This is a genomic window from Massilia hydrophila (assembly GCF_020208145.1).
Classification (GTDB): domain Bacteria; phylum Pseudomonadota; class Gammaproteobacteria; order Burkholderiales; family Burkholderiaceae_D; genus Telluria; species Telluria hydrophila.
On record NZ_JAHYBX010000001.1, the window covers coordinates 275,788 to 301,082 of the forward strand.

General features: G+C 64.9%; 28 protein-coding genes and 1 tRNA gene. 18 read left to right on the forward strand and 11 right to left on the reverse strand.

Going from position 1 to position 25,295, the window contains the following annotated elements; genetic code table 11:
* Nucleotides 1-34: 34 nt before the first annotated feature.
* The 5 genes from LE190_RS01160 to LE190_RS01180 form a co-directional block, all read right to left on the reverse strand.
* Nucleotides 35-550 carry a hypothetical protein gene (locus LE190_RS01160; protein ID WP_225237003.1) on the reverse strand — a complete coding sequence of 172 codons (516 nt, stop codon included), beginning with the start codon at nucleotides 548-550 and terminating at the stop codon, nucleotides 35-37.
* A gap of 380 nt (nucleotides 551-930) precedes the next feature.
* A tRNA-Lys gene (locus LE190_RS01165) sits at nucleotides 931-1,006 on the reverse strand.
* A 64-nt stretch (nucleotides 1,007-1,070) separates the two neighbouring features.
* Nucleotides 1,071-2,900: a type IV pilus assembly ATPase TfpB gene (gene tfpB, locus LE190_RS01170; protein WP_225237004.1), complete on the reverse strand. Its 1,830-nt coding sequence runs from the start codon at nucleotides 2,898-2,900 to the stop codon at nucleotides 1,071-1,073.
* A 22-nt stretch (nucleotides 2,901-2,922) separates the two neighbouring features.
* On the reverse strand, nucleotides 2,923-3,705 hold the full coding sequence (locus tag LE190_RS01175) for a spermine/spermidine synthase domain-containing protein (RefSeq protein WP_225237005.1): 783 nt from the start codon (nucleotides 3,703-3,705) through the stop codon (nucleotides 2,923-2,925).
* 96 nt (nucleotides 3,706-3,801) lie between these two features.
* Nucleotides 3,802-4,311: a glycine zipper 2TM domain-containing protein gene (locus LE190_RS01180; protein WP_225237006.1), complete on the reverse strand. Its 510-nt coding sequence runs from the start codon at nucleotides 4,309-4,311 to the stop codon at nucleotides 3,802-3,804.
* 393 nt (nucleotides 4,312-4,704) lie between these two features.
* On the opposite strand from LE190_RS01180, the gene LE190_RS01185 reads away from it, so the two are divergent.
* From LE190_RS01185 to LE190_RS01205, 5 genes are all read left to right on the forward strand, one after another.
* Nucleotides 4,705-5,112, forward strand: a complete 408-nt coding sequence (locus LE190_RS01185) for a barstar family protein (RefSeq protein WP_439847464.1) — start codon at nucleotides 4,705-4,707, stop codon at nucleotides 5,110-5,112.
* A 122-nt stretch (nucleotides 5,113-5,234) separates the two neighbouring features.
* Entirely contained in the window at nucleotides 5,235-5,864 is a 630-nt protein-coding gene (purN, locus tag LE190_RS01190; protein ID WP_225237008.1) for a phosphoribosylglycinamide formyltransferase, read from the forward strand.
* 13 nt (nucleotides 5,865-5,877) lie between these two features.
* On the forward strand, nucleotides 5,878-7,206 hold the full coding sequence (locus LE190_RS01195) for an RsmB/NOP family class I SAM-dependent RNA methyltransferase (RefSeq protein ID WP_225237009.1): 1,329 nt from the start codon (nucleotides 5,878-5,880) through the stop codon (nucleotides 7,204-7,206).
* A 6-nt stretch (nucleotides 7,207-7,212) separates the two neighbouring features.
* Complete coding sequence (locus LE190_RS01200) at nucleotides 7,213-8,532, forward strand: mechanosensitive ion channel family protein (protein ID WP_225237010.1); 1,320 nt, start codon at nucleotides 7,213-7,215, stop codon at nucleotides 8,530-8,532.
* 112 nt (nucleotides 8,533-8,644) lie between these two features.
* Nucleotides 8,645-9,859, forward strand: coding sequence for a DesA family fatty acid desaturase (locus LE190_RS01205; protein WP_225237011.1), 1,215 nt, complete (start codon nucleotides 8,645-8,647; stop codon nucleotides 9,857-9,859).
* A 64-nt stretch (nucleotides 9,860-9,923) separates the two neighbouring features.
* Here LE190_RS01205 and LE190_RS01210 read toward each other — a convergent pair whose 3' ends face one another.
* The 4 genes from LE190_RS01210 to radC form a co-directional block, all read right to left on the reverse strand.
* Nucleotides 9,924-10,664 (reverse strand): hypothetical protein, encoded by a 741-nt coding sequence (locus LE190_RS01210; protein WP_225237012.1) that lies wholly within the window; start codon nucleotides 10,662-10,664, stop codon nucleotides 9,924-9,926.
* Nucleotides 10,665-10,825: 161 nt separating this feature from the next.
* Complete coding sequence (gene rpmG / locus LE190_RS01215) at nucleotides 10,826-10,993, reverse strand: 50S ribosomal protein L33 (protein WP_005665735.1); 168 nt, start codon at nucleotides 10,991-10,993, stop codon at nucleotides 10,826-10,828.
* 13 nt (nucleotides 10,994-11,006) lie between these two features.
* Nucleotides 11,007-11,243 (reverse strand): 50S ribosomal protein L28, encoded by a 237-nt coding sequence (gene rpmB, locus LE190_RS01220; RefSeq protein WP_026354825.1) that lies wholly within the window; start codon nucleotides 11,241-11,243, stop codon nucleotides 11,007-11,009.
* Nucleotides 11,244-11,394: 151 nt separating this feature from the next.
* On the reverse strand, nucleotides 11,395-12,066 hold the full coding sequence (gene radC / locus LE190_RS01225; protein WP_225237013.1) for a RadC family protein: 672 nt from the start codon (nucleotides 12,064-12,066) through the stop codon (nucleotides 11,395-11,397).
* Between the two features lie 117 nt (nucleotides 12,067-12,183).
* Between radC and LE190_RS01230 the strand changes: the two genes are divergently transcribed.
* The 6 genes from LE190_RS01230 (at nucleotide 12,184) to LE190_RS01255 (ending at nucleotide 17,409) form a co-directional block, all read left to right on the forward strand.
* Nucleotides 12,184-12,627: an FKBP-type peptidyl-prolyl cis-trans isomerase gene (locus LE190_RS01230; RefSeq protein ID WP_225237014.1), complete on the forward strand. Its 444-nt coding sequence runs from the start codon at nucleotides 12,184-12,186 to the stop codon at nucleotides 12,625-12,627.
* A gap of 13 nt (nucleotides 12,628-12,640) precedes the next feature.
* Complete coding sequence (ispH, locus tag LE190_RS01235) at nucleotides 12,641-13,582, forward strand: 4-hydroxy-3-methylbut-2-enyl diphosphate reductase (RefSeq protein ID WP_225237015.1); 942 nt, start codon at nucleotides 12,641-12,643, stop codon at nucleotides 13,580-13,582.
* Nucleotides 13,583-13,753: 171 nt separating this feature from the next.
* Nucleotides 13,754-14,683: a branched-chain amino acid ABC transporter permease gene (locus tag LE190_RS01240; protein WP_225237016.1), complete on the forward strand. Its 930-nt coding sequence runs from the start codon at nucleotides 13,754-13,756 to the stop codon at nucleotides 14,681-14,683.
* 16 nt (nucleotides 14,684-14,699) lie between these two features.
* Nucleotides 14,700-15,911, forward strand: a complete 1,212-nt coding sequence (locus tag LE190_RS01245) for an ABC transporter permease subunit (protein WP_225237017.1) — start codon at nucleotides 14,700-14,702, stop codon at nucleotides 15,909-15,911.
* A complete protein-coding gene (locus LE190_RS01250) occupies nucleotides 15,908-16,678 on the forward strand; it encodes an ABC transporter ATP-binding protein (RefSeq protein WP_225237018.1) in 771 nt (256 codons plus the stop codon). The genes LE190_RS01245 and LE190_RS01250 overlap by 4 nt, the downstream gene beginning before the upstream one ends.
* A gap of 8 nt (nucleotides 16,679-16,686) precedes the next feature.
* Complete coding sequence (locus LE190_RS01255) at nucleotides 16,687-17,409, forward strand: ABC transporter ATP-binding protein (RefSeq protein WP_225237019.1); 723 nt, start codon at nucleotides 16,687-16,689, stop codon at nucleotides 17,407-17,409.
* A gap of 81 nt (nucleotides 17,410-17,490) precedes the next feature.
* Here the strand turns inward: LE190_RS01255 and phaP are convergent, their stop codons facing one another.
* Nucleotides 17,491-18,060 carry a TIGR01841 family phasin gene (gene phaP, locus LE190_RS01260; protein WP_225237020.1) on the reverse strand — a complete coding sequence of 190 codons (570 nt, stop codon included), beginning with the start codon at nucleotides 18,058-18,060 and terminating at the stop codon, nucleotides 17,491-17,493.
* Nucleotides 18,061-18,367: 307 nt separating this feature from the next.
* Here phaP and LE190_RS01265 point away from each other — a divergent pair, with 307 nt between their 5' ends.
* Nucleotides 18,368-19,063, forward strand: a complete 696-nt coding sequence (locus LE190_RS01265; protein WP_225237021.1) for a nitroreductase — start codon at nucleotides 18,368-18,370, stop codon at nucleotides 19,061-19,063.
* Nucleotides 19,064-19,203: 140 nt separating this feature from the next.
* A complete protein-coding gene (locus LE190_RS01270) occupies nucleotides 19,204-20,427 on the forward strand; it encodes a serine hydrolase (RefSeq protein WP_225237022.1) in 1,224 nt (407 codons plus the stop codon).
* Between the two features lie 15 nt (nucleotides 20,428-20,442).
* Here LE190_RS01270 and LE190_RS01275 read toward each other — a convergent pair whose 3' ends face one another.
* Nucleotides 20,443-21,243 carry an IclR family transcriptional regulator gene (locus LE190_RS01275; RefSeq protein WP_225237023.1) on the reverse strand — a complete coding sequence of 267 codons (801 nt, stop codon included), beginning with the start codon at nucleotides 21,241-21,243 and terminating at the stop codon, nucleotides 20,443-20,445.
* Between the two features lie 132 nt (nucleotides 21,244-21,375).
* Between LE190_RS01275 and LE190_RS01280 the strand changes: the two genes are divergently transcribed.
* The 5 genes from LE190_RS01280 (at nucleotide 21,376) to cysW (ending at nucleotide 25,295) form a co-directional block, all read left to right on the forward strand.
* Nucleotides 21,376-21,762, forward strand: coding sequence for a diacylglycerol kinase (locus LE190_RS01280; RefSeq protein WP_224947177.1), 387 nt, complete (start codon nucleotides 21,376-21,378; stop codon nucleotides 21,760-21,762).
* A gap of 111 nt (nucleotides 21,763-21,873) precedes the next feature.
* Entirely contained in the window at nucleotides 21,874-22,512 is a 639-nt protein-coding gene (locus LE190_RS01285; protein ID WP_225237024.1) for a peroxiredoxin, read from the forward strand.
* A 140-nt stretch (nucleotides 22,513-22,652) separates the two neighbouring features.
* Nucleotides 22,653-23,426 (forward strand): sulfite exporter TauE/SafE family protein, encoded by a 774-nt coding sequence (locus LE190_RS01290; protein ID WP_225237025.1) that lies wholly within the window; start codon nucleotides 22,653-22,655, stop codon nucleotides 23,424-23,426.
* Nucleotides 23,427-23,541: 115 nt separating this feature from the next.
* The gene (gene cysT / locus LE190_RS01295) at nucleotides 23,542-24,384 is read left to right on the forward strand and encodes a sulfate ABC transporter permease subunit CysT (RefSeq protein WP_224947174.1); all 843 of its coding nucleotides are present in this window, start codon (nucleotides 23,542-23,544) and stop codon (nucleotides 24,382-24,384) included.
* Nucleotides 24,381-25,295, forward strand: coding sequence for a sulfate ABC transporter permease subunit CysW (gene cysW, locus LE190_RS01300; RefSeq protein WP_225237026.1), 915 nt, complete (start codon nucleotides 24,381-24,383; stop codon nucleotides 25,293-25,295). Before cysT ends, cysW begins: the two co-directional genes overlap by 4 nt.

A 25,295-nucleotide genomic window follows, 5' to 3' on the forward strand; every position in this document is an offset into this window, starting at 1 on the left:
GGCAGGCCCGCAGCGGCCGGGCAGGGAGCGAGGCTCAGCCCTCGACTTCCTTGTCCTCGGCCACGACTTCGTTCATGGCGTGTGGCTCGAGTTTTTCCGCCTCGACGTTCATGCGCACGAACACGCCCCAGGTCGCCAGGATGGCGGCCGCGGCCACGCCGATGGCGGCCGAGTGCAGCAGGTATTCCGGACGGCCGTGCATGAACTGGAAGACGCCGATCAGGCATTCGATCGAGAGCGAGACCACCACCACGATCAGGAAGCGCGACAGGAAGCGCCGCACCCGGGTCGGCGAGCTGATGTTGACCGAGCGCTGCACCTCTTCTTCCAGCACGGTCTGGCCCAGTTCCAGCGACGCCACCGCGATCGTCAGCAGGCCCACGCATTCCAGGATCAGTTCGAAGCGCTTGCGCACTTCCAGCTCAGTGCCGGGATTGAGCGCATCCCAGGTCTCCACCCCGGCGAGCACGATCAGGCCCACGCCGCAAATGAAGAACAGGCCGACGATCAGCATGTAGCCGAGGAGGAAGACGTTCTGGATGAGTTTCACGGTATCGGCCAAAAAAATGGATTGCATTAATTTTAATGAAATTGCCGATTGGGCCGCGTTCGCATGCTTGGCCGGGCCGCGCCGGTCCTGTGGCATGGATGGATCTGGCTTGTACACTGGCTAGTACATCGGCCAGTCCGATGGCCAAGCTGGCCAGGAAACAGGTGCGGGCGCATGGTCCGCAGCAGTTGCTGGCGATGGTGGACGTGACCTGGGTATTCGTGCTGGTCGACAAGGTGCAGCCGGCGCATCCTGGGCGCCACTGCATATCCAGACCGCGTGTCCGAGAGACTTCCGGTAGCGCTGCAGTGGAAGGCGCGGGTTCATGCCGATACAAAGCAAAAAGCCCACGACCGTGGCCGTGGGCTTTCTGTGCATTCTGGTAGGCCGTGCTGGGCTCGAACCAGCGACCAACGGATTAAAAGTCCGCTGCTCTACCAACTGAGCTAACGACCCGAAAGAGGCCGCATTATAGCCGGGCCTTGCGGTTTGCGCTAGTGGCAACCGTGCACGGTCCGCGTCAGGCCAGCGCCGCGCTCACCTTCAATACCTCGTCCGCCGTGGTCACGCCTTCGACGACCTTCATCGCGCCGGCGATGCGCAGCGGCTTCATGCCGTCGGCCGCGCTCTGCTGGCGCAGCTGCTGGATGTCGCCTGAGCTGCGCACGATGCGGGCGAAGCCTTCGCTCACCGTCAGCAGCTCGTAGATGCCGGTACGCCCGCGAAAGCCCGTCTGGCGGCATTCCGGGCAGCCGATCGGACGGTAGACCGTGGCCGGCTTCGGGATGTTCCAGGCGCCGCCGATGCCTTGCCAGACTTCGTCGCTCAACTCGCCCCCTGCGGCCTTGCAGTCGGGGCAGAGCGTGCGCACCAGGCGCTGCGCCATCACACCGATCAGGGTCGCTTCCAGCAGGTAGTCCGGCACGCCCAGTTCCAGCAGGCGCACCACGGCGGCAGGGGCGTCGTTGGTATGCAGGGTCGAGAACACCAGGTGGCCCGTGAGCGCCGCCTGGATCGCCATCTCGGCCGTCTGCAGGTCGCGGATCTCGCCGACCATGATGATGTCCGGGTCCTGGCGCATCAGCGCGCGCACGCCGTCGGCGAAGGACAGGTCGATCCCCGGCTGCACCTGCATCTGGTTGAAGGAAGCTTCGACCATCTCGATCGGATCTTCCACCGTGCACACGTTCACCTCGCTGGTGGCGAGCGCCTTCAGGGTCGTGTACAGGGTGGTGGTCTTGCCCGAACCAGTGGGGCCGGTGACGAGGATGATGCCGTGCGGGCGCCGGGTCAGCGCATCCCAGCGCGCCGCCTCGTCCGGCGGGAAGCCCAGTTCCGGTAGCGTCTTGACCACCACCTCCGGGTCGAAGATGCGCATCACCAGCTTTTCGCCGAAGGCGGTGGGCAGGGTCGACAGGCGCAGCTCGACTTCCTGGCCGCCGGCGGTGCGGGTCTTGATGCGGCCATCCTGCGGGCGGCGCTTTTCGATGACGTCCATCCGCCCCAGCAGCTTGATGCGCGCCGTCATCGCGATCATTACCGCCGCCGGCACCTGGTAGACCTGGTGCAGCACGCCGTCGATGCGCAAGCGAATGGTGGCGAACTCGCGCTTCGGCTCCAGGTGGATGTCGGAGGCGCGCTGCTCGAACGCATAGCTCCACAGCCAGTCGACGATGTTGACAATATGCTGGTCGTTGGCGTCGAACTGCTTGTTCGACTTGCCCAGTTCGACCAGCTGCTCGAAGTTGCTGCGCATCGCCAGGTCCTGCCCCGTATGGCGGTTGGCATCGCGGATCGACTTGGCCAGGCTGAAGAACTGCGAGATGTACTGGGCGATGTCGAGCGGGTTGGCCAGCACCAGTTCGATCCTGCGGCGCGCCACCTTCGCGATCTCCGCTTCCCACTCGACGTTGGCCGGGTCGGCCGTCGCCACCACCAGGGTCGAGGCGTTCATGTCCACCGGCAGGATGTTGAAGCGGGCCGCATAGCTGGCCGACATCACGTCCGCCACCTTGGTGAAGTCGATCTTCAGCGGGTCGATGCGGATGAAGGGCAGGCCGACCTTGGTGGCGCACCATTCGGTCAGCACGTCGAGGGTCAAGAGGCGTTGCGGCGGCTGTTCCGAGACCAGCTTGCACTGGGCCACCGCACTCAAGGGATGCATCGACCCGGCCGCGTTCTTCAGGATGGCCTGGGCCTGGGCGAACTGCGCCTTGACGTTTTCCTTGCGCACGATGCCGTCGGCCAGCAGCCAGGAAAAGATCGACTGCAGGTCGAGCGCGCGCAGGCGCGGCGCCCTGGGAGCCGGTGAGGGGACGTTCTGGACGTTCTGGACGGCGGGCGTAGTCATGCGGCTCCCTGTGGTAGGTGTGTCAGCTGGCGGCGAGCAGGCCCTTGACCCAGGCCTTGGCCGGCAGCCTGGTGGCGGCCACGATCTGCGTGGCGCGTGCCTGCAAGCTGTCCTTGTCCAGCTGCGGACGGTCGCGGAAGCACAGCGCGACCACGTTGCCTTCATGGACCTCCGGCAGGCAGATCACGTGCGCGAACGCGAACTTCATGGCCTTCAGGTTCTTGGCGAAGCTCGGGTGGTCGCCGAACAGGTTGACCGTCATGATGCCGTTTTCGGCCAGGCAGTCATTGCAGGCCTGGTAGAACTCCGGGGTGTCGAGCACCGGGCCACGCGCGGTGGCGTCGTACAGGTCGCACTGCAGCACGTCGAAGGCGCCGTGGTTGGCGGGATCATCCACGAAGTCGAGCGCGTCCATCTGCAGTACCCGCAGGCGCGCATCCTCGGGCGGCAGCTTGAACATCGAGGCACAGATGCCGATCACCGCTTCGTTCAGTTCGACGGCGCTGACCTGCGCTTGCGGAAACTGGCGGTAGCAGAACTTGGTGAGGGTGCCGGCGCCCAGGCCCAGCTGGGCGATGGCGCGCGGTGCGTCGATGAACAGCATCCAGGCCATCATCTGCTGCGCGTATTCCAGCTCCGGCCAGTCCGGCTTGCGGATGCGCATGGCGCCCTGGACCCATTCGGTGCCGAAATGGAGGTAACGCACGCCGTCCTGTTCGGACAGGGTAACGGGAGCGAACTTCGGCTTGCGCGCGGGACGGCGCGAAGACTCGGCCTGTTCGATGGATTTGCGTTTGATGAGCATAGGGCAACCTGGTTGAATCGCCCTATTATCGGGGGAGGGGTTCCCGCAGCGCAAGCAGATGCGCGTGCCCGCGCTGCGGAAATGCTGCGGAAAAGATCAGTAACCGTCGACCGGCTGCACCGACACCCGCAGGCGGACGCGGTTGCCCGGATCGCGGTTCATCAGGGTGTTGTAGGTCTGGCCGCGGTATTCATAGGTCACGTCGTAGCCGTTGGTGCGCGTCTCGTAGGCCTCCACGGTGCGGCACTGGCGCACCGCCTGTTCCTGCACGCCCTGCGGACGGTTATTGTTTTCCGCGCGGTCGCCGACCATGGCGCCGGCGATCGCACCGGCCGCGGTGGCCGCCACGCGGCCGCTGCCGCTACCGACCTGGTTGCCGAGCAGGCCGCCGACGACACCGCCGATGATGCCGCCGCCCACGCCGCGCTGCTGCTGAACCGGCGCCTGCACATAATCGGTGCGGCATTCCTGGCGCGGCATGCGGATCTGTTCCACGCGCGGCTGGACGCGCAGCACGCGGCCGAAATCCTCGAAATCCTGGGCCTGGGCCAGCGGCAGTGCGGCAAGACCCATTGCTGCAACGATCAGTTTGGCTTGAGTATTCATGTTCTACCTCGTAGTGAGCATTCGACGGGTCTGGTGGGGGGAGCCGACCGGACTTCCATGGCTCCTATGGTAAATCCGATCCACCGGGCCGGTCCGATCCCCATGGCAACAAAATGTAACAGCGTTGCAAGCCCGCACGGCGTCCCTCCAGAATGGCAGGGAGCAGAAATGGCTGGCGGGGTGTGCATATATGAATAAACAATGCTTACAAATGCGATTCCCTGAATCACATTTGGGTTGCTTCCAATACCACAAAACGTTACCCTTACACAAATGAGGGTCTTATTGGCGCATGGAAATGATGGGGGAGAGCAGAACGTGGCGGACGCCAACCGTCGCGACCCGTGGCGCTCCGGTGTCACATTACACCGACCTGGTCAATCTGAGGAAAAAATGAGTTTGTTGATGAGAGTGCCGCCCAATCTTGTGCAGTCGATCCGCGCCTTCCGCGTCGCCGAACTGCAGCAGGAGGCCGCGCGCCTGGGTCAGCATTTCCTGTATGCGCATTGTGCGAATACCCTGACCAAGCAGCAGGTCTGCGCCCGCATCGGCGAAAACTTTTATTTTCCTAAAGCTTGCAGCAAGAACTTCGATGCCTTGCGCAAGTGCCTCACCGAAACCATTGCCGAGGCCGGTCCCCAGCCCGGCTTCCTGGTCGTCCTCGAACAATTGCCGAGTGCGCAAAAGTTCGACAAGGAAGCGCGCGAGAACCTGCTGGACGTGTTCCGCGACGCGGCCGAGTTCTGGGCCGAGAAGAAGGTGCCGTTCCGGGTATTCTATTCGTTCGCGATCGTTGCCTGAGGTTTGCCTGGGGCTGGCCTGACTTCGGGCCCGCTCCGGTCCGATCCGCCTGCACTGTTGCTGATGCGCCCAAGCCCCGTCCGGCGGCGGTTGCCGGGCGGCGATACGGTACAATGCCGGCTATGAAAAACATCGTGATCCTGATTTCTGGCCGTGGCAGCAACATGGAAGCGGTCGTGCGCGCCCTGGAAGCGGAGCGCTGGCCGGCCCGCGTCGCGGCCGTGATCAGCAACAAGCCGGAAGCGAAGGGCCTGGACTTTGCCCGCAGCCACGGCATCCCGACCGCCGTGGTCGCGAACAAGGACTACGCCACCCGCGCCGAGTTCGACGCGGCGCTGCAGGAAACGATCGACCGCTACGCCCCCGACCTGGTGGTGCTGGCCGGCTTCATGCGCATCCTGACCGCGCCCTTCGTCGAGCACTACGCCGGCCGCATGCTGAACATCCACCCTTCGCTGCTGCCACTGTTCCCGGGGCTGGGCACGCACCAGCAGGCGCTCGACGCCGGCGAACGCGAGCATGGCGCCACCGTCCATTTCGTGACCGCCGAGCTCGATCATGGCCCGGTCGTGGCTCAGGCCCGGGTACCGGTACTGGCGGACGACACCGAAGACAGCCTGGCCGCGCGCGTGCTGGTCGAGGAACACAGACTCTACCCGTATGCGGTGCGCCTGTTCGTCCAGGACCGCCTCAGGATCGACAAGGGCGAAGTGCGCATCCTCGATGCCGCCGCCGCACCCACAAGCATTTAAACCAAGGAACACCATGAGATTGCCACCAGCGATCCTCGGCAATACGGAAGAAGTATTGCGCGAGGTACTGCGCTTTACGTCGCCGGCCGACGTCACCCTGTCGCGCTACTTCAAGGACCACCCGCGTTTCGGCGGCCGCGAGCGCGGCGTCATCGCCGAGGCGGTGTATGCCGTCCTGCGCAACAAGTCCTTCTTCACCGATTACGCCGGCGCCGGCAACATGCCCTCGATGCGCAAGCTGGCCCTGCTGGGCCTGTCCGAGACCGTGGGCATCGACGCCCTCGGCGGCCTGAGCGAGGACGAAACCCAGTTCCTCACCCGCATCCAGGAAGTCGACCGCAAGCTGCTGCCGCCCCAGATGCGTGCCAACCTGCCGACCTGGCTGTACGAGAAGCTGGTGGCCCAGTTTGGCGAAGCCGAGGCGCTGGAACTGGCCGAAGTGCTGAACACCCCTGCGCCGCTGGACCTGCGCGTCAACTCCATCAAGGCCAACCGCGACGAGGTCATCGCCGAGCTGGCCAAGGCGCCGATCGCCGCCGAGCCGATGCCCTACGCCCCGCTGGGCCTGCGCGTGCTGAAGAAACCCGCGCTGCAGAACCTGCCGTTGTTCAAGGAAGGTGCGATCGAGGTGCAGGACGAGGGCAGCCAGGTGCTGGCCCAGCTGCTCGGCGCGCGCCGCGGCGAGATGGTGGTCGACTTCTGCGCCGGCGCCGGCGGCAAGACCCTGGCCCTGGGCGCGACCATGCGCAATACCGGCCGCCTGTACGCCTTCGACGTGTCGGAAAAGCGCCTGTCCAAGCTCAAGCCGCGCCTGGCGCGCAGCGGGCTGTCGAACGTGCATCCGGTGCTGATCGCGCACGAGCGCGATGCCAAGATCAAGCGCCTGGCCGGCAAGATCGACCGCGTGCTGGTCGACGCTCCCTGCTCGGGCCTGGGCACCCTGCGCCGCAACCCCGACGTCAAGTGGCGCCAGCGCCCGGAAGCGGTCGGCGAGATGCAGGAAAAGCAGGCCGCGATCCTGGACGGCGCGGCGCGCCTGGTCAAGAACGGCGGGCGCCTGGTGTACGCCACCTGCAGCCTGCTGAACGAAGAGAACGACTTCATCGTCGAGCAGTTCCTGGCCTCGCACCCGGACTTCGAACTGGTGCCGGCCAGCGCCGTGCTGGCCGAGCAGAAGATCCCGCTCGAGATGGACAAGTACCTGAAAATGCTGCCACACAAGCACCAGACCGACGGCTTCTTCGCCGCCGTGCTGGAGCGCAAGGCCAAGGCCAAGCCCGCCCCGGCTACCTCGGCCGCCTCGGCCGATGCGGCGGAGGACGACGCCGGCGAAGAGGCATAAGGCCGCATGCCGCTCCAGGAAGCCCTGGCCGACCTGCTCGGCGCCTTCAACCAGCCTGCCATCCTGTGGCAGCTGCTGGCGATCGTCCTGTGCATCGTGGGTGGCTGGGGCCTGGCGCGGCTCATGCACCGTTCCTGGCTGGCCAGCCACCAGGACCAGCATGCCGGCCTGATCGGCCTGGGAATGGCCAGCTTCAGCCGCGTGCTGCCGCCGCTCCTGATCCTCGGGCTACTGGCGGTGACGCGCACGGTCCTGCAGCACTACCAGAGCGTGCACCTGTTCGCGCTGGCGGTGCCGCTGGCATCCTCGTTCGCCGTGATCCGTACCGTGTTCTACCTGCTGCGGCGGGTGTTCGCGCGCCGCGGCCCGCTGGGCGACGCGCTGCAGACCTTCGAGAAAGTGTTCGCGCTGCTGGTCTGGCTCGGTGTCGCCCTGCACATCCTGGGCGTGCTGCCGGACGTGATCCACTACTTCGAGAAGACCGAGCTGCCGATCGGCAAGCACAGGCTGTCCCTGGCTGACCTGGTCGAAGGCACCGTGTCGATCGTGGTCCTGATGATGCTGGCGCTGTGGGCCGGCGCGGCGCTGGAAGAGCGCCTGATGCATGTCGAGCGCATGCACACCTCGATCCGCGTCGTGCTGGCGCGCATGAGCCGGGCGGTGCTGATCCTGGTGGCAGTGCTGTTCAGCCTGTCGCTGGCGGGGCTGGACCTGACCGTGCTGTCCGTGTTCGGCGGCGCGCTCGGCGTCGGCCTCGGCCTGGGCATGCAGCGCATTGCCAGTAACTATGTGTCCGGCTTCATCATCCTGCTCGAGCGCAGCCTGACCATCGGCGACCCGATCACGCTCGACAAGTATTCCGGCAAGGTAGCGCGCATCAATACCCGCTACACCGTGCTGCGCGGCACCGACGGCACCCAGACCCTGCTGCCGAATGAAATGCTGATTACCGGGGTAGTGCTGAACCAGTCGTCCACCAACCGCAACCAGCGCGCCGTCACCAGGCTCACGGTGGCCTACGACAGCGACCTGTCGCGCGTCATGCCGCTGCTGGAAGCCCAGCCGCTCGGGGTGCCGCGGGTGCTCGACACGCCGGCCCCGAACGTGCTGCTGAATGCCTTCGGCCCCGAAGGCTACGAGCTGGAAGTCGGCTTCTGGCTGGGCGACCCGGAGAACGGGCAGGGCGGCCCGATCTCCGATGTCAACCGCAAGATCTATGCGCTGGTCCAGTCCGGCGACATCAAGCTTGCCAATCCGGCCATGGAGCGGCGCCTGCTCAATGCACACCTGACATCGCTTGTCGCGCGCCCTTCAAGCGCATCCTGAAATAAGCTGTGTCCCACGGCTTTTAATCGTGCCGTGCATCAGTGGAACCGCGTAAAATATCGGGTTGCGGACGCGCCGGCTGGCGCGTCAAGGCAATATCCATGGAGACTGAATGAATTTCTTTAGCAGCGAACCCGCGCAAGCCGTGCTGACTTTCCTGTCCACTGGCCTGCTCGACCTCGGCGCCTGGCAGATCGTGATCGCGACGCTGGTGCTGACGCACATCACGATCGCCGCCGTGACGATCTACCTGCACCGCCACCAGGCGCACCGCGCCCTGGAACTGCACGCCATCCCGAGCCATTTCTTCCGCTTCTGGCTGTGGCTGACCACCGGCCAGGTGACCAAGGAATGGGCCTCGATCCACCGCAAGCACCACGCCAAGTGCGATACCGAGGAAGACCCGCACAGCCCGCAGACGCGCGGCATCCGCAAGGTGCTGTTCGAAGGCGCCGAACTGTACCGCGCCGAGAGCAAGGTCAAGGAAACCATGGAGAAGTATGGCCACGGTACGCCGGACGACTGGATCGAACGCAACCTGTACACGAAGCACAGCGCCATGGGCGTGGTGCTGATGCTCCTGATCGACTTCGCGCTGTTCGGCATCGTCGGCATTTCCGTGTGGGCGGTGCAGATGATGTGGATCCCGATCACCGCGGCCGGCATCATCAACGGCATCGGCCACTACTGGGGTTACCGCAACTACGACTGCAGCGACGCGGCTACCAACATCATTCCTTTCGGCATCCTGATCGGTGGCGAGGAACTGCATAACAACCACCATACCTTTGCCACCTCGGCCAAGCTGTCGAGCAAGTGGTACGAGGTCGACCTGGGCTGGGGCTATATCCGCATCCTGGAAACCCTGGGCCTGGCGAAAGTGAAGAAGGTGGCGCCGAAGCCGGAATTCGCCAAGGACAAGCTGGTGGCCGACCTGGACACCCTGCAGTCGGTGATCGCCAACCGCTACGACGTGATGGCCAAGTATGCGAAGTCGGTGCGCCACGCCTTCCATGAGGAATTCGCGCACCTGAAGCACAAGGCCGAGCTGGAAACCCGTTTCCTGAAGAGCTCGCGCAAGCTGATGCAGCGCGAACCGGCCAAGCTGGAAGCCTCGCACAAGCAGCAGCTGGTCGAGCTGTTCCAGCACAGCAAGGCGCTGGAAACCATGCACCAGATGCGGGTGGAGCTGGGCGCGATCTGGGAGCGTTCGCACGCGACCCGCGACCAGTTGCTGCAACAGTTGCAGGACTGGTGCGCGCGCGCCGAAGCCTCGGGCATCAAGGCCCTGCAGGACTTCTCGCTGCGCCTGCGCAGCTACGCCTGAGCTTCCGGTGATGAAAAAACGGCTTCTTCGGAAGCCGTTTTTTTTCGCCCATGCGCTGTGCGTGCTAGATCAGCAGCACCTGCGCATCGTCCGGCAGGACCAGGCGCGCATCCGGATCGAAGCCCTCGTTGCCGGTGAAGCGGTGGCAGTAGACCGGGGCATTCGCATGGTTGCGCACGGGTTCGCTGGTCGGGTAGCGCGCGAGGATGCGCTGGCCATCGGCGATGGCGACTTCGGCGCCGGGCGACAGGCTGCACACGGCGACGCCCAGCCGGCGCATCGACGTGCGCATCAGGAGCCGGTGGTGCCACGGCATTACCGGGTCGATGGTCGCGTGCACGTCGCGCAGCAGGCGCCGCAATTCGCCCATGGTCCAGGCATCCGACGCCAGGGTCGGCACCAGGACCAGGTTGACGCGCAGGTCGGACGGATTCTTGTTGATCGCGAGGCTGCCGTCGTGCTCGGCAATGCGGTCGGCCACCGGGACGATGTACAGGCCGTGCTCGCCAGGCGGCACCGGCAGCGACTCGCCGCCGCCCTCGAGCCACAGCGCCAGGTCGTCGGTACGTACGCCGGCCCGCACTGGCCGCAGTTGCACGGCCACGGCGGCCCGGCCCGCCAGGCTGGCCTGCACGGCCTTGGCCATCGGGTAGAACAGTTCGCGGTAGGACAGCAGGCGCCTGGGGCTGGCCTTGACCTGCACCGTCGCGATTGCGTCTGGCGCGGACTGTGCACGTGCGGGGGTGGCGCACAGCAGGCAGGCCGCGAGGACGGACAGGACGGGAAGCGTGGGCAGCGTAGGCATGCTGTGTGCGTTGCGTGTGAAAGTCGGCGACAGGAGATGCTTGCACGCCCTGGCAAGGATTGCAAGCCGGCGCAAAACAGGGCGCTGTGCCGACGCAAGTGCACCGCGCATAAAAAAGGCCGCCAGTCGTAACGGGCGGCCTTTTGCTGGAACAAGATCGATTACTTGATCTTGGTTTCCTTGTAGATCACGTGCTTGCGTGCCTTCGGGTCGAATTTGGTGATTTCCATCTTCGCCGGCATGGTGCGCTTGTTCTTGGTGGTGGTGTAGAAGTGACCAGTACCTGCGGTCGATTCCAGCTTGATTTTGTCGCGGCCAGTTTTTGCCATGATAGCTCCCTAATTAAACTTTTTCGCCACGGGCACGCATGTCGGCCAGCACGGCATCGATGCCGAGCTTGTCGATCACGCGCAGACCGGCGTTGGACAGACGCAGGGAGACCCAGCGGTTTTCCGATTCGACGAAGATGCGGCGGTTCTGCAGGTTCGGCAGGAAACGACGCTTGGTTTTGTTGTTAGCGTGGGAGACGTTGTTGCCAACCATCACTCCCTTGCCGGTAACTTGGCAGACACGTGCCATAGTGCACTCCTTAAGAATATCCAGAATTGGAAAAACGAGAGTATAGCGTGAAAAGCGAAGGCAAATCAATCACTTGCGAAAAACAATTGTGTCTTTTGCTCCTACTTATATTTAACATTTAACGGTAAGCTTGCAGGCAGTGCCAGGCGCTTCAAAGTTGACCGTGTTCCGCGAAGGAATGCACCTGTGTCCCGGCCACCACGAAATGGTCGAGCACACGGATATCGACCAGGGCCAGGGCCTGTACCAGGGCCGCCGTCAGGCGCAGGTCGGCCTCGCTCGGTTCGGCCACGCCGGACGGATGGTTATGGGCCAGGATCAGTGCCGCGGCATTCGATTGCAGGGCGGCCTTGACGATTTCGCGCGGATACACGCTGGTGTGGGTTAGCGTGCCCCTGAACATTTCGCGGGAGGTGATCAGGCGATTCTTGACGTCGAGGAAGAGCACCACGAAGGATTCATGCGCCTGTAGCGCGAACTGGTGGCGCAGGTAGGCGCGCACCGCGTCCGGCGAGCACAGGGCGGCACGTTCGAACTCCTCGACCACGGCGCGGCGCGTCAGTTCCACCGCCGCCTGCAGCTGGGCATACTTGGCCGGGCCGAGGCCGTGCAGGGCGCCGAACTCGCGCGGGCTGGCGTGCAGCAGCCGGTGCAGCGAGCCGAAATGGTCGAGCAGGTCGCGCGCCAGCGCCACCGCGCTCTTGCCCGCCACGCCCACGCGCAGGAAGATCGCCAGCAGCTCCGTGTCCGACAGCACCGCGGGTCCGCCGCGCAGCAGGCGCTCGCGCGGACGTTGTTCCTCCGGCCATTCCGTGATTCTCATTGTCTGATCCTTGCGATGAAAAGGGCGTATGAAAAACTGCGCGGCCAGGCGCGCGGGCCTGCCGTGGCTTACAATAGCGGTTTGCCTGCAACGGGCCTGCCTGTCACCACAACGAACATGTCGAACGTCGTCAACCCATCTTCCTACCTGACCCTGCATTATCGGCTTGCCACGGCGGACGGTACTGATCTCATCACTACCTTCAATGGCACGCCCGCGACCTTGATGCTGGGCCAGGGCCAGCTGGCGCCCTTCCTCGAGCAGCGCCTGCTGGGCCTGCCCGAAGGCGCGCACCAGACCTTCCAGCTGAGCGCGCTCGAAGCCTTCGGCGAACGCAATCCCGACCTGATCCAGCCCGTGTCGAAGGCAACGCTGGAAGAGAACTCGGTGCCGGACGCCGACTACAAGGTGGGCGAACTGATCGAGTTCAACGCACCGAAGGGCGGCCGTTTCGCCGGCGTGCTGCTGGAAATGCGCGAGACCACCGCGCTGTTCGATTTCAACCACCCGCTGGCCGGCCAGGCCCTGCAGTTCGAAGTGAAACTGATTTCGGTTCTGTAAACAGGAAACCTTCATGGAAAACGAGATTCTGCTTGCCCAGCCGCGCGGCTTCTGCGCCGGCGTGGACCGCGCCATCGAGATCGTCGAACGCGCCCTGCGCCAGTTCGGCGCGCCGATCTACGTGCGCCACGAGATCGTGCACAACGCCTACGTGGTGGAAGACCTGCGCAACAAGGGCGCGATCTTCATCGAGGAACTCGAGGACGTCCCGCCGGGTAATACCCTGGTGTTCTCGGCCCATGGCGTGTCGAAGGCTGTCCGCGCCGACGCCGAGGCGCGCGGCCTGACCATCTTCGATGCCACCTGCCCGCTGGTAACCAAGGTGCACGTGGAAGTGGCCAAGATGCGCAAGCAGGGCTGCGAGATCATCATGATCGGCCACCAGGGACACCCCGAGGTCGAAGGCACGATGGGCCAGGCCGAGGAAGGCATGCACCTGGTCGAGACGGTGGAAGACGTGGCGACCCTGCAGGTCAACAACCCGGACTTGCTGGCCTATGTGTCGCAGACCACGCTGTCGGTGGACGACACCGCCGACATCATCGCCGCCCTGAAGGCGCGCTTCCCGAACATCATCGAGCCGAAGAAGGGCGACATCTGCTATGCCACCACCAACCGCCAGGAAGCCGTCAAGTTCCTGGCGCCGCAGGTGGAGGTGGTGATCGTGGTCGGCAGCCCGAACAGCTCGAACTCGAACCGCCTGCGCGAAGTGGCGGACAAGATGGGGACCCCGGCCTACATGGTCGACGATGCCGGCAAGATCGATCCGCAGTGGATCGAGGGCAAGAAACGGATCGGCGTGACCGCCGGCGCCTCGGCGCCGGAAGTGCTGGTGCAGGCCGTGATCGACCGCCTCAAGGAACTCGGCGCGGCCAGCGTGCGCGCGCTCGAAGGCGTGGAAGAGAACGTCGTGTTTCCGCTGCCGAAAGGCTTGGACGGCGCGAAAGCGGCCTGAAGCGACTAAAGCGGCTTAAAGCGACAACCCGCAGGTATAGGGTACAAAATCCTGTGCATCTTTTCCATTTGCCAAGTTATGATGACGGCAATCGGAACATGAACGCCAGGCCGGAACGGCACTGCGGGGCGACCCGGAGTGCCGTTTTGCTTGGAAACATACAAGCGCACGATGGAAACCTTCCTCCAACAACTCCTCAACGGCCTGGTGCTGGGCAGCATGTACGCACTGGTCGCGCTCGGCTACACGATGGTGTACGGGGTGCTCAACCTGATCAACTTCGCGCATGGCGACGTCCTGATGATCGGGGCGATGGCCGGCCTCACCATCGTCAAGCTGCTCGAAGCCTATGCTCCCGGCCTGCCGGGGTACCTAGCGCTGGCGCTGGCCATCCTCGGGGCGATTCCCGTCACGGTGCTGGTCAACATCCTGATCGAGCGGGTGGCCTACCGCCGCCTGCGCAACGCGCCGCGCCTGGCGCCCCTGATCACGGCGATCGGCGTCTCGATCCTGCTGCAGACCTTCGCCATGATGATCTGGGGCCGTAGCCCGCTGCCTTTCCCGCAGCTGCTCTCGCCCGAGCCGGTGGAGTTCATGGGCGCGCTGATCTCGCACACCCAGATCCTGCTGCTGGTGCTGGCGGCGCTCGCGATGGGCGCGCTGGTGCTGCTGGTCGAGCGCACCCGCATGGGCCGCGCGATGCGGGCCGTGGCCGAGAACCCGCGCGTGGCCGGCCTGATGGGCGTGGACGCGAACCGCGTGATCGTCGCCACCTTCGCCATCGGCGCCGCGCTCGCGGCCGTGGCCGGCGTGATGTGGGGCGCGAACTACGCCTCCATCACCTTCACCATGGGCGTGCTGCCGGGCCTGAAGGCTTTCTGCGCCGCCGTGCTGGGCGGAATCGGCAACATCTACGGCGCCATGATCGGTGGCCTGCTGCTGGGGATCATCGAGGCGCTCGGCGCCGGCTACATCGGCGACCTCACCGGCGGCTTCCTCGGCAGCCATTACCAGGACATCTTCGCCTTCGTGGTGCTGATCCTGGTGCTCACCCTGCGCCCGTCCGGCATCATGGGCGAGCGCGTGGCCGACCGCGCCTGAGGGGGAGGATACGCACATGGCCCTCCTGACATTCGACGTCCAGCACAAACCGCGCCAGGCCTACGCCAGCATGGCGGCCGTGCTGGTCGTGATGGTGGTCTTCCCTTTTGTGGCCTCCCAGTTCGGCAACTCCTGGGTGCGCATCATCGACATCGCGCTGCTCTACATCATGCTGGCGCTGGGCCTGAACATCGTGGTCGGCTTCGCCGGCCTGCTCGACCTGGGCTATATCGCCTTCTTCGCGGTGGGCGCCTACCTGGTCGGCCTGTTCTCTTCGCCCCAGTTCGCGGCGCTGCTGGAATCGGTCATCTACTATTCGCCGGCCCTGGGCGAGGCCCTGGTCGCCTTCTTCGGTCCCGAGATCCAGCAGAACGGCATCCACCTGTCGGTCTGGGCGATCGTGCCGCTGGCGGCGCTGGCCGCGGCCCTGTGCGGTGCGCTGCTGGGCGCGCCGACCCTCAAGCTGCGCGGCGACTACCTCGCCATCGTCACGCTCGGCTTCGGCGAGATCATCCGCATCTTCATGAACAACCTGAACGATCCGATCAACTTCACCAACGGGCCGCAGGGGATCAACATGATCGACCCGATCCGCGTGTTCGGTGTGTCGCTGGCGGGGGAGACCGGGTCGCAGGCCACGGTGCAGGTGGCGGGTTTCAGCATGCCTTCGGTGAACGCCTATTATTTCCTGTTCCTGCTGCTGACCATCGCCACCATCTTTATCACCAGCCGCCTGCAGCACTCGCGCCTGGGCCGCGCCTGGGTCGCGATCCGCGAGGACGAGATCGCGGCCAAGGCCATGGGCATCAACACCCGCAACGTCAAGCTGCTGGCCTTCGCGATCGGCGCGTCGTTCGGTGGCGTGGCCGGCGCCATGTTCGGCGCCTTCCAGGGCTTCGTGTCGCCGGAATCGTTCTCGCTCACCGAATCGATCGCGGTGCTGGCGATGGTGGTGCTGGGCGGGATCGGCCACATCCCCGGCGTGGTGCTCGGCGGCGTGCTGCTGGCGGCGCTGCCGGAAGTGCTGCGCCATGTAGTGGAGCCGGCCCAGCAGGCGCTGTTCGGCACGGTGCTGGTCGAGGCCGAGGTGCTGCGCCAGCTGCTGTACGGCCTGGCCCTGGTCCTGATCATGCTGCTCAACCCGGCCGGCCTGTGGCCGTCGCCGAACCGGGAAGAGCGCCCGAACGCGGCCATCGCGCGCGAGGAAGAACAGGAGGCGGGCGCATGAGCGAGACGCTGCTGAACATCGCCGGCGTGAACAAGCGTTTCGGCGGCCTGCAGGCGCTGACCGATGTCGGCATCTGCATCGAGCGCGGCCAGATCTATGGGCTGATCGGCCCGAACGGCGCCGGCAAGACCACTTTCTTCAACGTGATCACGGGCCTGTACCAGCCGGACAGCGGCAGCTTCGCGCTGGCCGGCAAGCCGTATTCGCCCTCGGCGCCGCACGAGGTGGCCAGGGCCGGCATCGCGCGCACGTTCCAGAACATCCGCCTGTTCGGCGAAATGAGCGCGCTGGAGAACGTGATGGTCGGGCGCCACGTGCGCACCCGCCAGGGCCTGCTCGGCGCCGTGCTGCGCCACCGCGCGGCGCGCGAGGAGGAAGCGGCGATCCGCCGCCGTGCCCAGGAGCTGCTGGACTTCGTCGGCATCGGCGCCCATGCCCAGCGCACGGCGAAGTTCCTGTCGTATGGCGACCAGCGCCGCCTGGAGATCGCGCGCGCGCTGGCCACCGACCCGCTGCTGCTGGCGCTGGACGAGCCGGCGGCCGGCATGAACGCCACCGAGAAGCTGGCCCTGCGCGAGCTGCTCGTGAAAATCAAGGCCGAGGGCAAGACCGTGCTGCTGATCGAGCACGACGTCAAGCTGATGATGGGCCTGTGCGACCGCATCACGGTGCTCGAATATGGCAAGCAGATCGCCGAGGGCACACCCGGCGAGATCCAGAAGAACCCGGCCGTGATCAAAGCCTACCTCGGGGGAGCACACGCATGAGTGGGGCCATGAGCGAGAACATCCTGAGCATCGCCGGGCTGAAGGTGGCCTACGGCGGCATCAAGGCCGTCAAGGGACTCGACCTGGAAGTGAACCGGGGCGAGCTGGTGACCCTGATCGGCGCCAACGGCGCCGGCAAGACCACCACGCTGAAGGCCATCACCGGCACCCTGCCACCCTGCAAGGTGGAAGGCGAGATCCGCTACCTGGGCCAGCCATTACGGGGCACGGCCTCGTTCCGCATGGTGCAGCGCAAGCTGGCCATGGTGCCGGAAGGGCGCGGCGTGTTCACCCGCATGACGATCCACGAGAACCTCATGATGGGCGCCTACACGCGCACCGACAAGGCGGGCATTGCGCAAGACATCGAGCAGTGGTTCACGGTGTTCCCGCGCCTGAAGGAAAGGGCAGGCCAGCTGGCCGGCACGCTCTCGGGCGGCGAGCAGCAGATGCTGGCGATGGCGCGCGCACTGATGTGCCATCCGACCCTGCTGCTGCTGGACGAGCCCTCGATGGGCCTGTCGCCGATCATGGTCGAGAAGATCTTCGAGGTGATCCGCGACGTGTCGCGGCAGGGCATCACGATCCTGCTGGTGGAGCAGAACGCCAAGCTGGCGCTGCAGGCGGCGCACCGCGCCTACGTGATGGAATCGGGAAGTCTTACCATGACCGGCGATGCGGCCGGGATGCTGGACGATCCCCGGGTGCGGGCCGCCTACCTGGGTGAATGAGCGGCCGGGTTGACCACGGGCGCGCCAAATAAAAAGCCGGGACGTCGCCGTCCCGGCTTTGTTCATTTCACCAGACGCAGCTTAGGCGGCAGCCGTCTGCGGCGCGGCAGCCTTGCGAGCAGTCGCCGAAAACTGGCTCACCGCTGCGTTGACGTTGTTTTCAATCGCTTCGGCAGCCTGCTTGCTGGTCTTGCTGAACTGCTCGTAACCGGCGTTGGCATTGCTGATCACGGTCTTGACGGCGGCAACGAAGGTTTCCGAACCGGCCGGGGCATTCTTGCTCACTTCGTCGACCAGGGCGATGACCTTGCGGTTGGTTTCGACGATCTGGGTTTCGGCGGCCTTCGAGAACTCGGCGCCGGTGCCGGTGGCGATGGTGGCCAGCTGGCGGCTATACGACAGGGCCTTTTCGGCGCTTGGCTGGGCCTGCGACGCGGTCACCGAGAAGAATTCCTGCGGATCCTTGGCGCTCAGTAGCTGGCGGGCGACGTTCGACGACTCTTCCAGGGTGCTGCGCGCAGTGCTGATGTTCAGCTCGACGAGCTTTTCCATGCTTTCGAAGGTCTTCGCGGTCAGCGAGGACATCAGGGCGAACTGGGATTCGAGGTTGGCTTTGGTGGCGTTCGAGAACTGCTCAGGAATTGCAAACATGTGGATCTCCAAAATGCAAAACGTTCTGTGGATGAATGTTGCTTGGACCGGTGAGGCAGATTTCTAGCGTCGGAATCGACGAAACTCTTTTTTGTGCACCGCAACAGGGCGAATTTTCAACCAAGTTCCAGGGTGAGTCAAGCGAATTTGATGCGATGCACCATCAACTGTGCATAAATTTCTTGAATGCATTGATTGCAAGAAATTTAGCTCTTCCATTGGGATGAGAATTTGAAATAGGCCGTGCTAGACTAGCCGCTTGCCTTTTCGCCAAGCCAGATCAAACATCACGCCTCAAGGAGAATCCATGATCACCAGCCCCCAGCAGGAAGCCGTCGATGCGGCCATCATGTCGCGCCGCTCGGTCCGCGCTTTCCTGCCGCAGCCGGTCGCGCGCGAGGACATCGAGCGCATCCTCGAGGTGGCCGCGCGCGCGCCGTCCGGCACCAATACCCAGCCGTGGAAAGTCCATGTGCTGACGGGACAGGCGCGCGAAGACCTGAGCGCGGCGATCCTGGCGGTGAATGCCGACCCGGAACAGGCGCGCCAGCATACCGAGGAATACGCGTACTACCCGCGCGAGTGGGTATCTCCCTTCATCGACCGGCGCCGCAAGGTAGGCTGGGACCTGTACGCGCTACTGGGCCTGACGCGCGAGAACAAGGCCGGCATGGCGGCCCAGCACGCGCGCAACTACCGCTTCTTCGATGCGCCGGTCGGCCTGATCTTCACCATCGACCGCATCCTGGAGCAGGGCTCCTGGCTCGACTATGGCATGTTCCTGCAGAACATCATGGTGGCCGCGCGTGCGCGCGGGCTCGACACCTGTCCGCAGGCCGCCTTCACACAATACCATCGCGTGATTGCACGCCAGCTTGCCTTGCCGGACAATGAGATGGTGGTATGCGGCATGGCGCTCGGCTGGGCCGATCCTGGCAAGGTCGAGAATACGCTGCTAACCGAGCGCGAACCGGTCGGCAATTTTGCGTATTTCAGGGAATAAATCGGCGAGTAAATACCTGATTGGCAAGGATTTGTTCCCCGCACGGCGATGCCGCACGGAATCGAACTTTTGCTTGCCATCAGACGTCGTTCCGCTAAACTGCATCTGTACCTCATCAGTTTGCGTCGAAGGGTTTACAGATGTTCAAACTTGTATTGGCTGCGATCGTTGCGCTGTCGCTTGCGCTCCCGCCGGCCCAGGCGGCCGGCGCAGGTACGGGCACTGGCGCCGGTACGGGCACGGGCGCCGGCGCCGAAGCCAAGACCGGCAAGAAGAAAGCCGTCAAGAAGGTGCAGCGCCGGGCCACGCCGGGCAAGGCGCGCAAGGCGGCGCGCGCCAAGCGCCAGGACCAGGCCAGCGCCAGGGACCAGCGCCAGCGCATCGTGCGCCGGGTTGAAGTCGTGCGCGGCAAGCGCAAGGTCACCTACCAGGTGGTGCGCCGCGCGGCCCCTGCCGCCGCTGGCGCCGCCGCGGCCGCGCTCGCCGATCCGCGCAGCCTGGGCGATGTGGCCGGCCTGCGGCGCACCCCCGATCCGCTGTCGCTGCGCTCGAACGTGGCCTTCGTGCTCGACCAGAACAGCTCTGAAGTACTGTTTGAAAAGAATTCCAGCATCCCGCTGCCGATCGCGTCGATCACCAAGCTCATGACCGGCCTCGTGGTCGTGCAGGCGGGGCAGGACCTGGATGAAGTCCTGCGCATCACCGATGCCGATGTCGACCGCCACAAGTATTCCAGTTCGCGCCTGCCGGTAGGCACCCGCATGACGCGGCGCGAACTGCTGCATATCGCCCTGATGAGTTCGGAAAACCGCGCGGCATCCGCCCTCGGGCGCAACTACCCGGGCGGAATCGGCGCCTTTGTCGCCGCGATGAACGCCAAGGCCCAGGAACTGGGCATGCGCGATACCCGCTACGTCGATTCGAGCGGCCTGTCGAGCCGCAACGTGTCGAGCGCGCGCGACCTGGCGCGCCTGGTCGCCGTGGCCTACCGCGAACCGCTGCTGCGCGAATATTCCACTACCCCGAATTCGGTCGTGAAGGCGAGCGGCCGGCCGATGCGCTATGCGAACACCAACTACCTGGTGGCGCTGCCAGACTGGAACATCGGCCTGCAGAAGACCGGCTTCATCAACGAAGCGGGGCGCTGCCTCGTGATGCAGGCGGCCATCCACGGCCGCAACGTGATCATGGTGTTCCTGGATTCAAAAGGGAAGATGTCGCGTACTGCCGACGCCGGCCGGGTGCGCCGTTTCCTCGAAGCGCTCGCGCCGGGCAGGTTCGACGTGCTGGCGCCGGGTTCCGTCGGTGCCCGCGAACTGCCGACCCTGAACAGCGCCAGCGCCACGGTGCCTGCGCTGCATTGACCGTGGCGGAGCGGCTCAGGCCGCCGGGGAAGGGCGATAGCCCAGCGTCGCCGAGATGCTGGCGGCAGTCTGCACCAGGTCTTCCAGCCATTCTTCCTGCAGGCGGTCGGCCGGGGCCGAGATCGACAGGCCGGCCACCAGTTTGCCGCTGTCGTCGAAGATGCCGGCGGCCATGCAGCGCACGCCCAGTTCCAGTTCTTCGTTGTCGCGCGCATAGCCGCGCGCGCGCACCAGGCTCAGCTCGCGCTCGAAGCGCGCCAGGTCGGTGATCGAATTCTTGTTGTGGCCTGCCAGGCCGGTACGGGTGGCGTAGGCGCGGATCGCCTTGCTGTCGTCGATCGACAGGAACAGCTTGCCGGTCGAGGTCAGGTGCAGCGGCGCCCGGCCCCCGATCGCGCGCACCACCTGCATCCCCGAGCGTTCGGAATAGGCGCGGTCGATGTACACGATCTCGTCGCCCTGGCGCACCGACAGGTTCACCGTCTGCTGGGTCTTGCGGTGCAACGCGCGCATGAAGTCGAGCGCCGCTTCGCGTACCGACAGCCGGCTCTTCACCACATTGCCCAGTTCCAGCAGGCGCATGCCAAGGCGGTAGGTGCCCGGTTCCACCCGGTCGACGAAGCGCGTGGCCACCATGTCGTTCAGGATGCGGTGGGCGGTGGATGGATGCAGGCCCGATACCCTGGACAATTCCTTCAGGCTGACCGGATCGGCATAATTGGCCAGGGCATCGAGCAGCGCCATCATGCGTTCGATCACCTGGATCGACGTCTTGGCGGGCGCCGGTACTGCCAATGCTGGGGTTTCCATTTTCATGATGTGTTTGGTGCGGTGCAGTATGCCTATCTTTATACCATGATGTGAAACGCCCATGCAATCCGAAGGTTTTATGGTGTGCAAGGTCTTGTCAGACAGGCATAATTAGCTATCTCAATTTCGCCCAATGCCATGCAAGACCCGATCAGCGAGTTCAAGACCAAGCGCGGCATCGCCCGCCTCCTGGCGGCCTGCCGCAATACCCGTGATGGCCTGGCCTGGGCCTGGCGCAGCGAAGCCGCGTTCCGGCAGGAAGTCGTCGGCATTGCCATCGCCACGGTGGTGGCGCTGCTGTTGCCGGTGTCGAGCTTCCAGAAACTGGTCCTGGTCGGCGTGCTGGTGCTGGTGCTGATCGTGGAGATCGTCAATTCCGCGATCGAAGCCGTGGTCGACCGTATTTCACTGGAGCGCCATCCGCTGTCCAAGGTAGCCAAGGACATGGGCAGCGCGGCCGTCGCCCTGAGCCTGCTGCTGGCTCTGGCGACCTGGGCCGTGGTGCTGTACAACCGCTTCTTTTGACGGCCACGCTTCATCGCCATTGCTGTAGAAGCAAATAACAAAGCTGTCCTTGGTGTGGCCGCCGCTCTCTCGTAGACTATGTCTTCTTTCGATCACCATGGAGAAATGACAATGAGCTTACGCCTCGGCGATACCGCCCCCGACTTCGAGCAGGACTCCAGCATCGGCAAGATCCGCTTCCACGAGTGGGCGGGCGATGCGTGGGTGGTGCTGTTCTCGCACCCGGCCGACTTCACCCCGGTCTGCACGACCGAGCTGGGGCTGACCGCCAAGCTCAAGCCCGAATTCGACAAGCGCAATGTCAAGGCGATCGCACTGTCGGTCGACCCGGCCGACCAGCACCGTGAATGGATCAAGGACATCGAGGAAACCCAGCAGACCGTGGTCGGCTTCCCGATCATTGCCGATGCCGACAAATCGGTCTCCACGCTGTACGACATGATCCACCCGGAAGCCTCGGCCACCGCCACCGTGCGCTCGCTGTTCGTGATCGACCCGGCCAAGAAGGTGCGCCTGATGATCACCTACCCGATGAGCACCGGCCGCAACTTCGACGAAGTGCTGCGCGTGATCGACGCCCTGCAGCTGACCGACGGCTATACCGTGGCCACGCCCGGCAACTGGAAGGACGGCGACGACGTCATCATCCCGCTCACGGTGCAGGACCCGGCCGTGATCGCGCAGAAGTACCCGAAGGGCTACCAGGCCCCGCGACCCTACCTGCGCCTGACCCCGCAGCCGAACAAGTAAGCCTGGCTTGCGTCCCGCGGCTGGACGCTTGCGCCGTCCAGCCGCGCTCTGTTCCGGCACCCGCATAAGCAAATAAGAAACGGGTTGTTTGCCTGGCTGCCGAGCCACCTTACCCTGTGCCATCAACCAGGGGGGAGGGCATGTCCACAACGTATATCTTCGCGGGTTTCGCAGTCGGCCTGCTGGTCGGCATGACCGGGGTCGGCGGCGGCTCGCTGATGACGCCGCTGCTGACCTTGCTGTTCGGCGTCTCCCCCGCGGTGGCGGTCGGCACCGACCTGGCCTTCGCTTCCATCACCAAGGGCGTCGGTACCATCACCCACCGCTTCAACCGCACCGTGCAATGGCCGATCGTCGGCCGACTTTGCCTGGGCGCCTTGCCGGCCGCGCTGGCGGCAACGTTGGCCTTGAAGTATTTCGGCGGCCTGGACGAGGAGATCGGGGGGCTGATCCGTTATTCGATCGCCGTGTCCGTCATGCTGACCGTGCTCGCGCTGCTGTTCCGGGGCCGCCTGCTGGCCTGGATCGGCGCGCATCCGGCGCGCCAGCTGCGGGGCAGCACGCTTGCCGCCGCCACCGTCGCCGCGGGAGCCGTGCTTGGCCTGCTCGTCACCGTGTCCTCGATCGGGGCCGGCGCGATCGGCGCCACGCTGCTGGTGCTGCTGTATCCCCACCTGAGCACGGCCGAGGTGGCGGGCACCGACATCGCCTATGCCGTGCCGCTCACGGCAATCGCCGCGCTTGGCCACTGGTGGCTGGGCTCGATCGACCCGGCATTGCTGCTGACCCTGCTCATCGGTTCGGTGCCCGGCATCACGCTCGGCGCAATGGCGGCGCGCAAGGTGCCGGAGCGCTTGCTGCGGGCCTTGCTGGCCACCACGCTGACCGGGGTGGCGGCCAAGCTGGTGCTCTGATTGCGTTCGCTTAATAGCGGTTCGTGTCTATGCAAATGAGGAATGCTTCGTTTGTAATATACGAAGTGCGTGAGAACATGGCAGCCCGTTAGAAGAATTTGTAATAAGGGCGCCCATGCAGACCTCTCCCGGCCGCGTCATCCCAGGTTTCGGGATTTCGCTCGGTTTCACGATTTTCTACCTTGCGCTGATCGTGCTGATCCCGCTCTCGGCGGTCTTCCTGAAGACCTTCACGATGAGCTGGGACGCGTTCTGGACCGCCGTCACGTCCGAGCGCGTGGTCGCATCCTACAAGCTCAGCTTTGGCGCCTCGCTGCTGGCCGCCTTCGTCAACGTGATCTTTGGCGGCATCGTGGCCTGGGTGCTGGTGCGCTACAACTTCCCCGGCAAGCGCATCGTCGACGCCCTGGTCGACCTGCCATTCGCCCTGCCCACGGCGGTGGCCGGCATCACGCTCACCGCCCTGTATTCGCACAACGGCCTGATCGGCGAGCAGCTGGCCAAGCTTGGCATCAAGGTGGCCTTCACCCCGCTGGGGGTGCTGGTGGCGCTGACCTTCATCGGCCTGCCGTTTGTCGTGCGCACGGTGCAGCCGGTGCTGGAGGAAGCCGAGCGCGAGCTGGAAGAAGCCGCCGCCAGCCTGGGCGCCTCCCCGCTGCAGACCTTCTGGCGGGTGGTGCTGCCGGCCATCGTGCCGGCCCTCCTGACCGGCTTCGCGCTGGCCTTCGCGCGCGCCACCGGCGAATACGGTTCCGTCATCTTCATCGCCGGCAACCTGCCGATGGTGTCCGAGATCACGCCGCTGTTCATCATCACCAAGCTGGAACAGTACGACTATGCGGGCGCCACGGCGATCGCGGTGGTGATGCTGATCATCTCCTTCATCCTGCTGCTGACCATCAACCTGCTGCAGGCCTGGACCCGCAAGCGCGCCGGCAAGGGAGGACGCAAGGCATGAGCGCCGTCCTCGACCACATCAAGCCCGCGCCGCGCGCCGCCGCGCCCGCCCGCCGCCCGCGCACCAATGTGCTCGAGCCGGACTGGGTGCGCTACCTGTTGATCGCGGTCGCACTCGGCTTCCTGGCCCTGTTCCTGTTCGTGCCGCTGGCGGCCGTGTTCGCCGAGGCGCTGAAGAAGGGCTGGGACACCTACCTGGAATCGATCCGCGACCCGGATGCGCTGGCCGCCATCAAGCTGACCCTGATCGCGGCCGGCATCTCGGTGCCGCTCAACCTCGTGTTCGGCGTCGCCGCCGCCTGGGCCATCGCCAAGTTCGAGTTCCGCGGCAAGAGCTTCCTGCTGACCCTGATCGACCTGCCGTTCTCGGTCTCGCCCGTGATCGCCGGCCTGATCTACGTGCTGCTGTTCGGCGCCCAGGGCTGGTTCGGCGCCTGGCTCGCCGAGCACGACATCAAGATCCTGTTCGCCGTGCCGGGCATCGTGCTGGCCACCGTGTTCATCACCTTCCCGTTCGTGGCGCGCGAGCTGATTCCGCTGATGCAGCAGCAGGGCACCGAGGAGGAAGAGGCGGCGCTGGTGCTGGGCGCCTCCGGCTGGTCGACCTTCTTCCGGGTGACGCTTCCGAACATCAAATGGGGCCTGCTGTACGGCGTCATCCTTTGCAATGCGCGTGCGATGGGCGAGTTCGGCGCGGTGTCGGTGGTCTCGGGCCATATTCGTGGCGAAACCAATACCATGCCGCTGCAGGTCGAGATCCTCTATAACGAATACAACTTCACGGCCGCGTTCGCGATCGCATCGCTGCTGGCGCTGCTCGCGCTGGTGACGCTGGTGGTGAAGAGCCTGATCGAATGGCGCCTGCACCAGGTACGCAGGGCGGCCGCCGAAGAACGACAGAAGGAAGCCTGA

What these genes read in the sequence shown, in the direction of transcription:
- tfpB (WP_225237004.1), bottom strand. Translation starts at nt 2,900, where the DNA reads ATGACTACGCCCGCCGTCCAGAACGTCCAGAACGTCCCCTCACCGGCT.
- LE190_RS01175 (WP_225237005.1), bottom strand. Translation starts at nt 3,705, where the DNA reads ATGCTCATCAAACGCAAATCCATCGAACAGGCCGAGTCTTCGCGCCGT.
- LE190_RS01180 (WP_225237006.1), bottom strand. Translation starts at nt 4,311, where the DNA reads ATGAATACTCAAGCCAAACTGATCGTTGCAGCAATGGGTCTTGCCGCA.
- LE190_RS01185 (WP_439847464.1), top strand. Translation starts at nt 4,705, where the DNA reads ATGAGTTTGTTGATGAGAGTGCCGCCCAATCTTGTGCAGTCGATCCGC.
- purN (WP_225237008.1), top strand. Translation starts at nt 5,235, where the DNA reads ATGAAAAACATCGTGATCCTGATTTCTGGCCGTGGCAGCAACATGGAA.
- LE190_RS01195 (WP_225237009.1), top strand. Translation starts at nt 5,878, where the DNA reads ATGAGATTGCCACCAGCGATCCTCGGCAATACGGAAGAAGTATTGCGC.
- LE190_RS01200 (WP_225237010.1), top strand. Translation starts at nt 7,213, where the DNA reads ATGCCGCTCCAGGAAGCCCTGGCCGACCTGCTCGGCGCCTTCAACCAG.
- LE190_RS01205 (WP_225237011.1), top strand. Translation starts at nt 8,645, where the DNA reads ATGAATTTCTTTAGCAGCGAACCCGCGCAAGCCGTGCTGACTTTCCTG.
- LE190_RS01210 (WP_225237012.1), bottom strand. Translation starts at nt 10,664, where the DNA reads ATGCCTACGCTGCCCACGCTTCCCGTCCTGTCCGTCCTCGCGGCCTGC.
- rpmG (WP_005665735.1), bottom strand. Translation starts at nt 10,993, where the DNA reads ATGGCAAAAACTGGCCGCGACAAAATCAAGCTGGAATCGACCGCAGGT.
- rpmB (WP_026354825.1), bottom strand. Translation starts at nt 11,243, where the DNA reads ATGGCACGTGTCTGCCAAGTTACCGGCAAGGGAGTGATGGTTGGCAAC.
- radC (WP_225237013.1), bottom strand. Translation starts at nt 12,066, where the DNA reads ATGAGAATCACGGAATGGCCGGAGGAACAACGTCCGCGCGAGCGCCTG.
- LE190_RS01230 (WP_225237014.1), top strand. Translation starts at nt 12,184, where the DNA reads ATGTCGAACGTCGTCAACCCATCTTCCTACCTGACCCTGCATTATCGG.
- ispH (WP_225237015.1), top strand. Translation starts at nt 12,641, where the DNA reads ATGGAAAACGAGATTCTGCTTGCCCAGCCGCGCGGCTTCTGCGCCGGC.
- LE190_RS01240 (WP_225237016.1), top strand. Translation starts at nt 13,754, where the DNA reads ATGGAAACCTTCCTCCAACAACTCCTCAACGGCCTGGTGCTGGGCAGC.
- LE190_RS01245 (WP_225237017.1), top strand. Translation starts at nt 14,700, where the DNA reads ATGGCCCTCCTGACATTCGACGTCCAGCACAAACCGCGCCAGGCCTAC.
- LE190_RS01250 (WP_225237018.1), top strand. Translation starts at nt 15,908, where the DNA reads ATGAGCGAGACGCTGCTGAACATCGCCGGCGTGAACAAGCGTTTCGGC.
- LE190_RS01255 (WP_225237019.1), top strand. Translation starts at nt 16,687, where the DNA reads ATGAGCGAGAACATCCTGAGCATCGCCGGGCTGAAGGTGGCCTACGGC.
- phaP (WP_225237020.1), bottom strand. Translation starts at nt 18,060, where the DNA reads ATGTTTGCAATTCCTGAGCAGTTCTCGAACGCCACCAAAGCCAACCTC.
- LE190_RS01265 (WP_225237021.1), top strand. Translation starts at nt 18,368, where the DNA reads ATGATCACCAGCCCCCAGCAGGAAGCCGTCGATGCGGCCATCATGTCG.
- LE190_RS01270 (WP_225237022.1), top strand. Translation starts at nt 19,204, where the DNA reads ATGTTCAAACTTGTATTGGCTGCGATCGTTGCGCTGTCGCTTGCGCTC.
- LE190_RS01275 (WP_225237023.1), bottom strand. Translation starts at nt 21,243, where the DNA reads ATGAAAATGGAAACCCCAGCATTGGCAGTACCGGCGCCCGCCAAGACG.
- LE190_RS01280 (WP_224947177.1), top strand. Translation starts at nt 21,376, where the DNA reads ATGCAAGACCCGATCAGCGAGTTCAAGACCAAGCGCGGCATCGCCCGC.
- LE190_RS01285 (WP_225237024.1), top strand. Translation starts at nt 21,874, where the DNA reads ATGAGCTTACGCCTCGGCGATACCGCCCCCGACTTCGAGCAGGACTCC.
- LE190_RS01290 (WP_225237025.1), top strand. Translation starts at nt 22,653, where the DNA reads ATGTCCACAACGTATATCTTCGCGGGTTTCGCAGTCGGCCTGCTGGTC.
- cysT (WP_224947174.1), top strand. Translation starts at nt 23,542, where the DNA reads ATGCAGACCTCTCCCGGCCGCGTCATCCCAGGTTTCGGGATTTCGCTC.
- cysW (WP_225237026.1), top strand. Translation starts at nt 24,381, where the DNA reads ATGAGCGCCGTCCTCGACCACATCAAGCCCGCGCCGCGCGCCGCCGCG.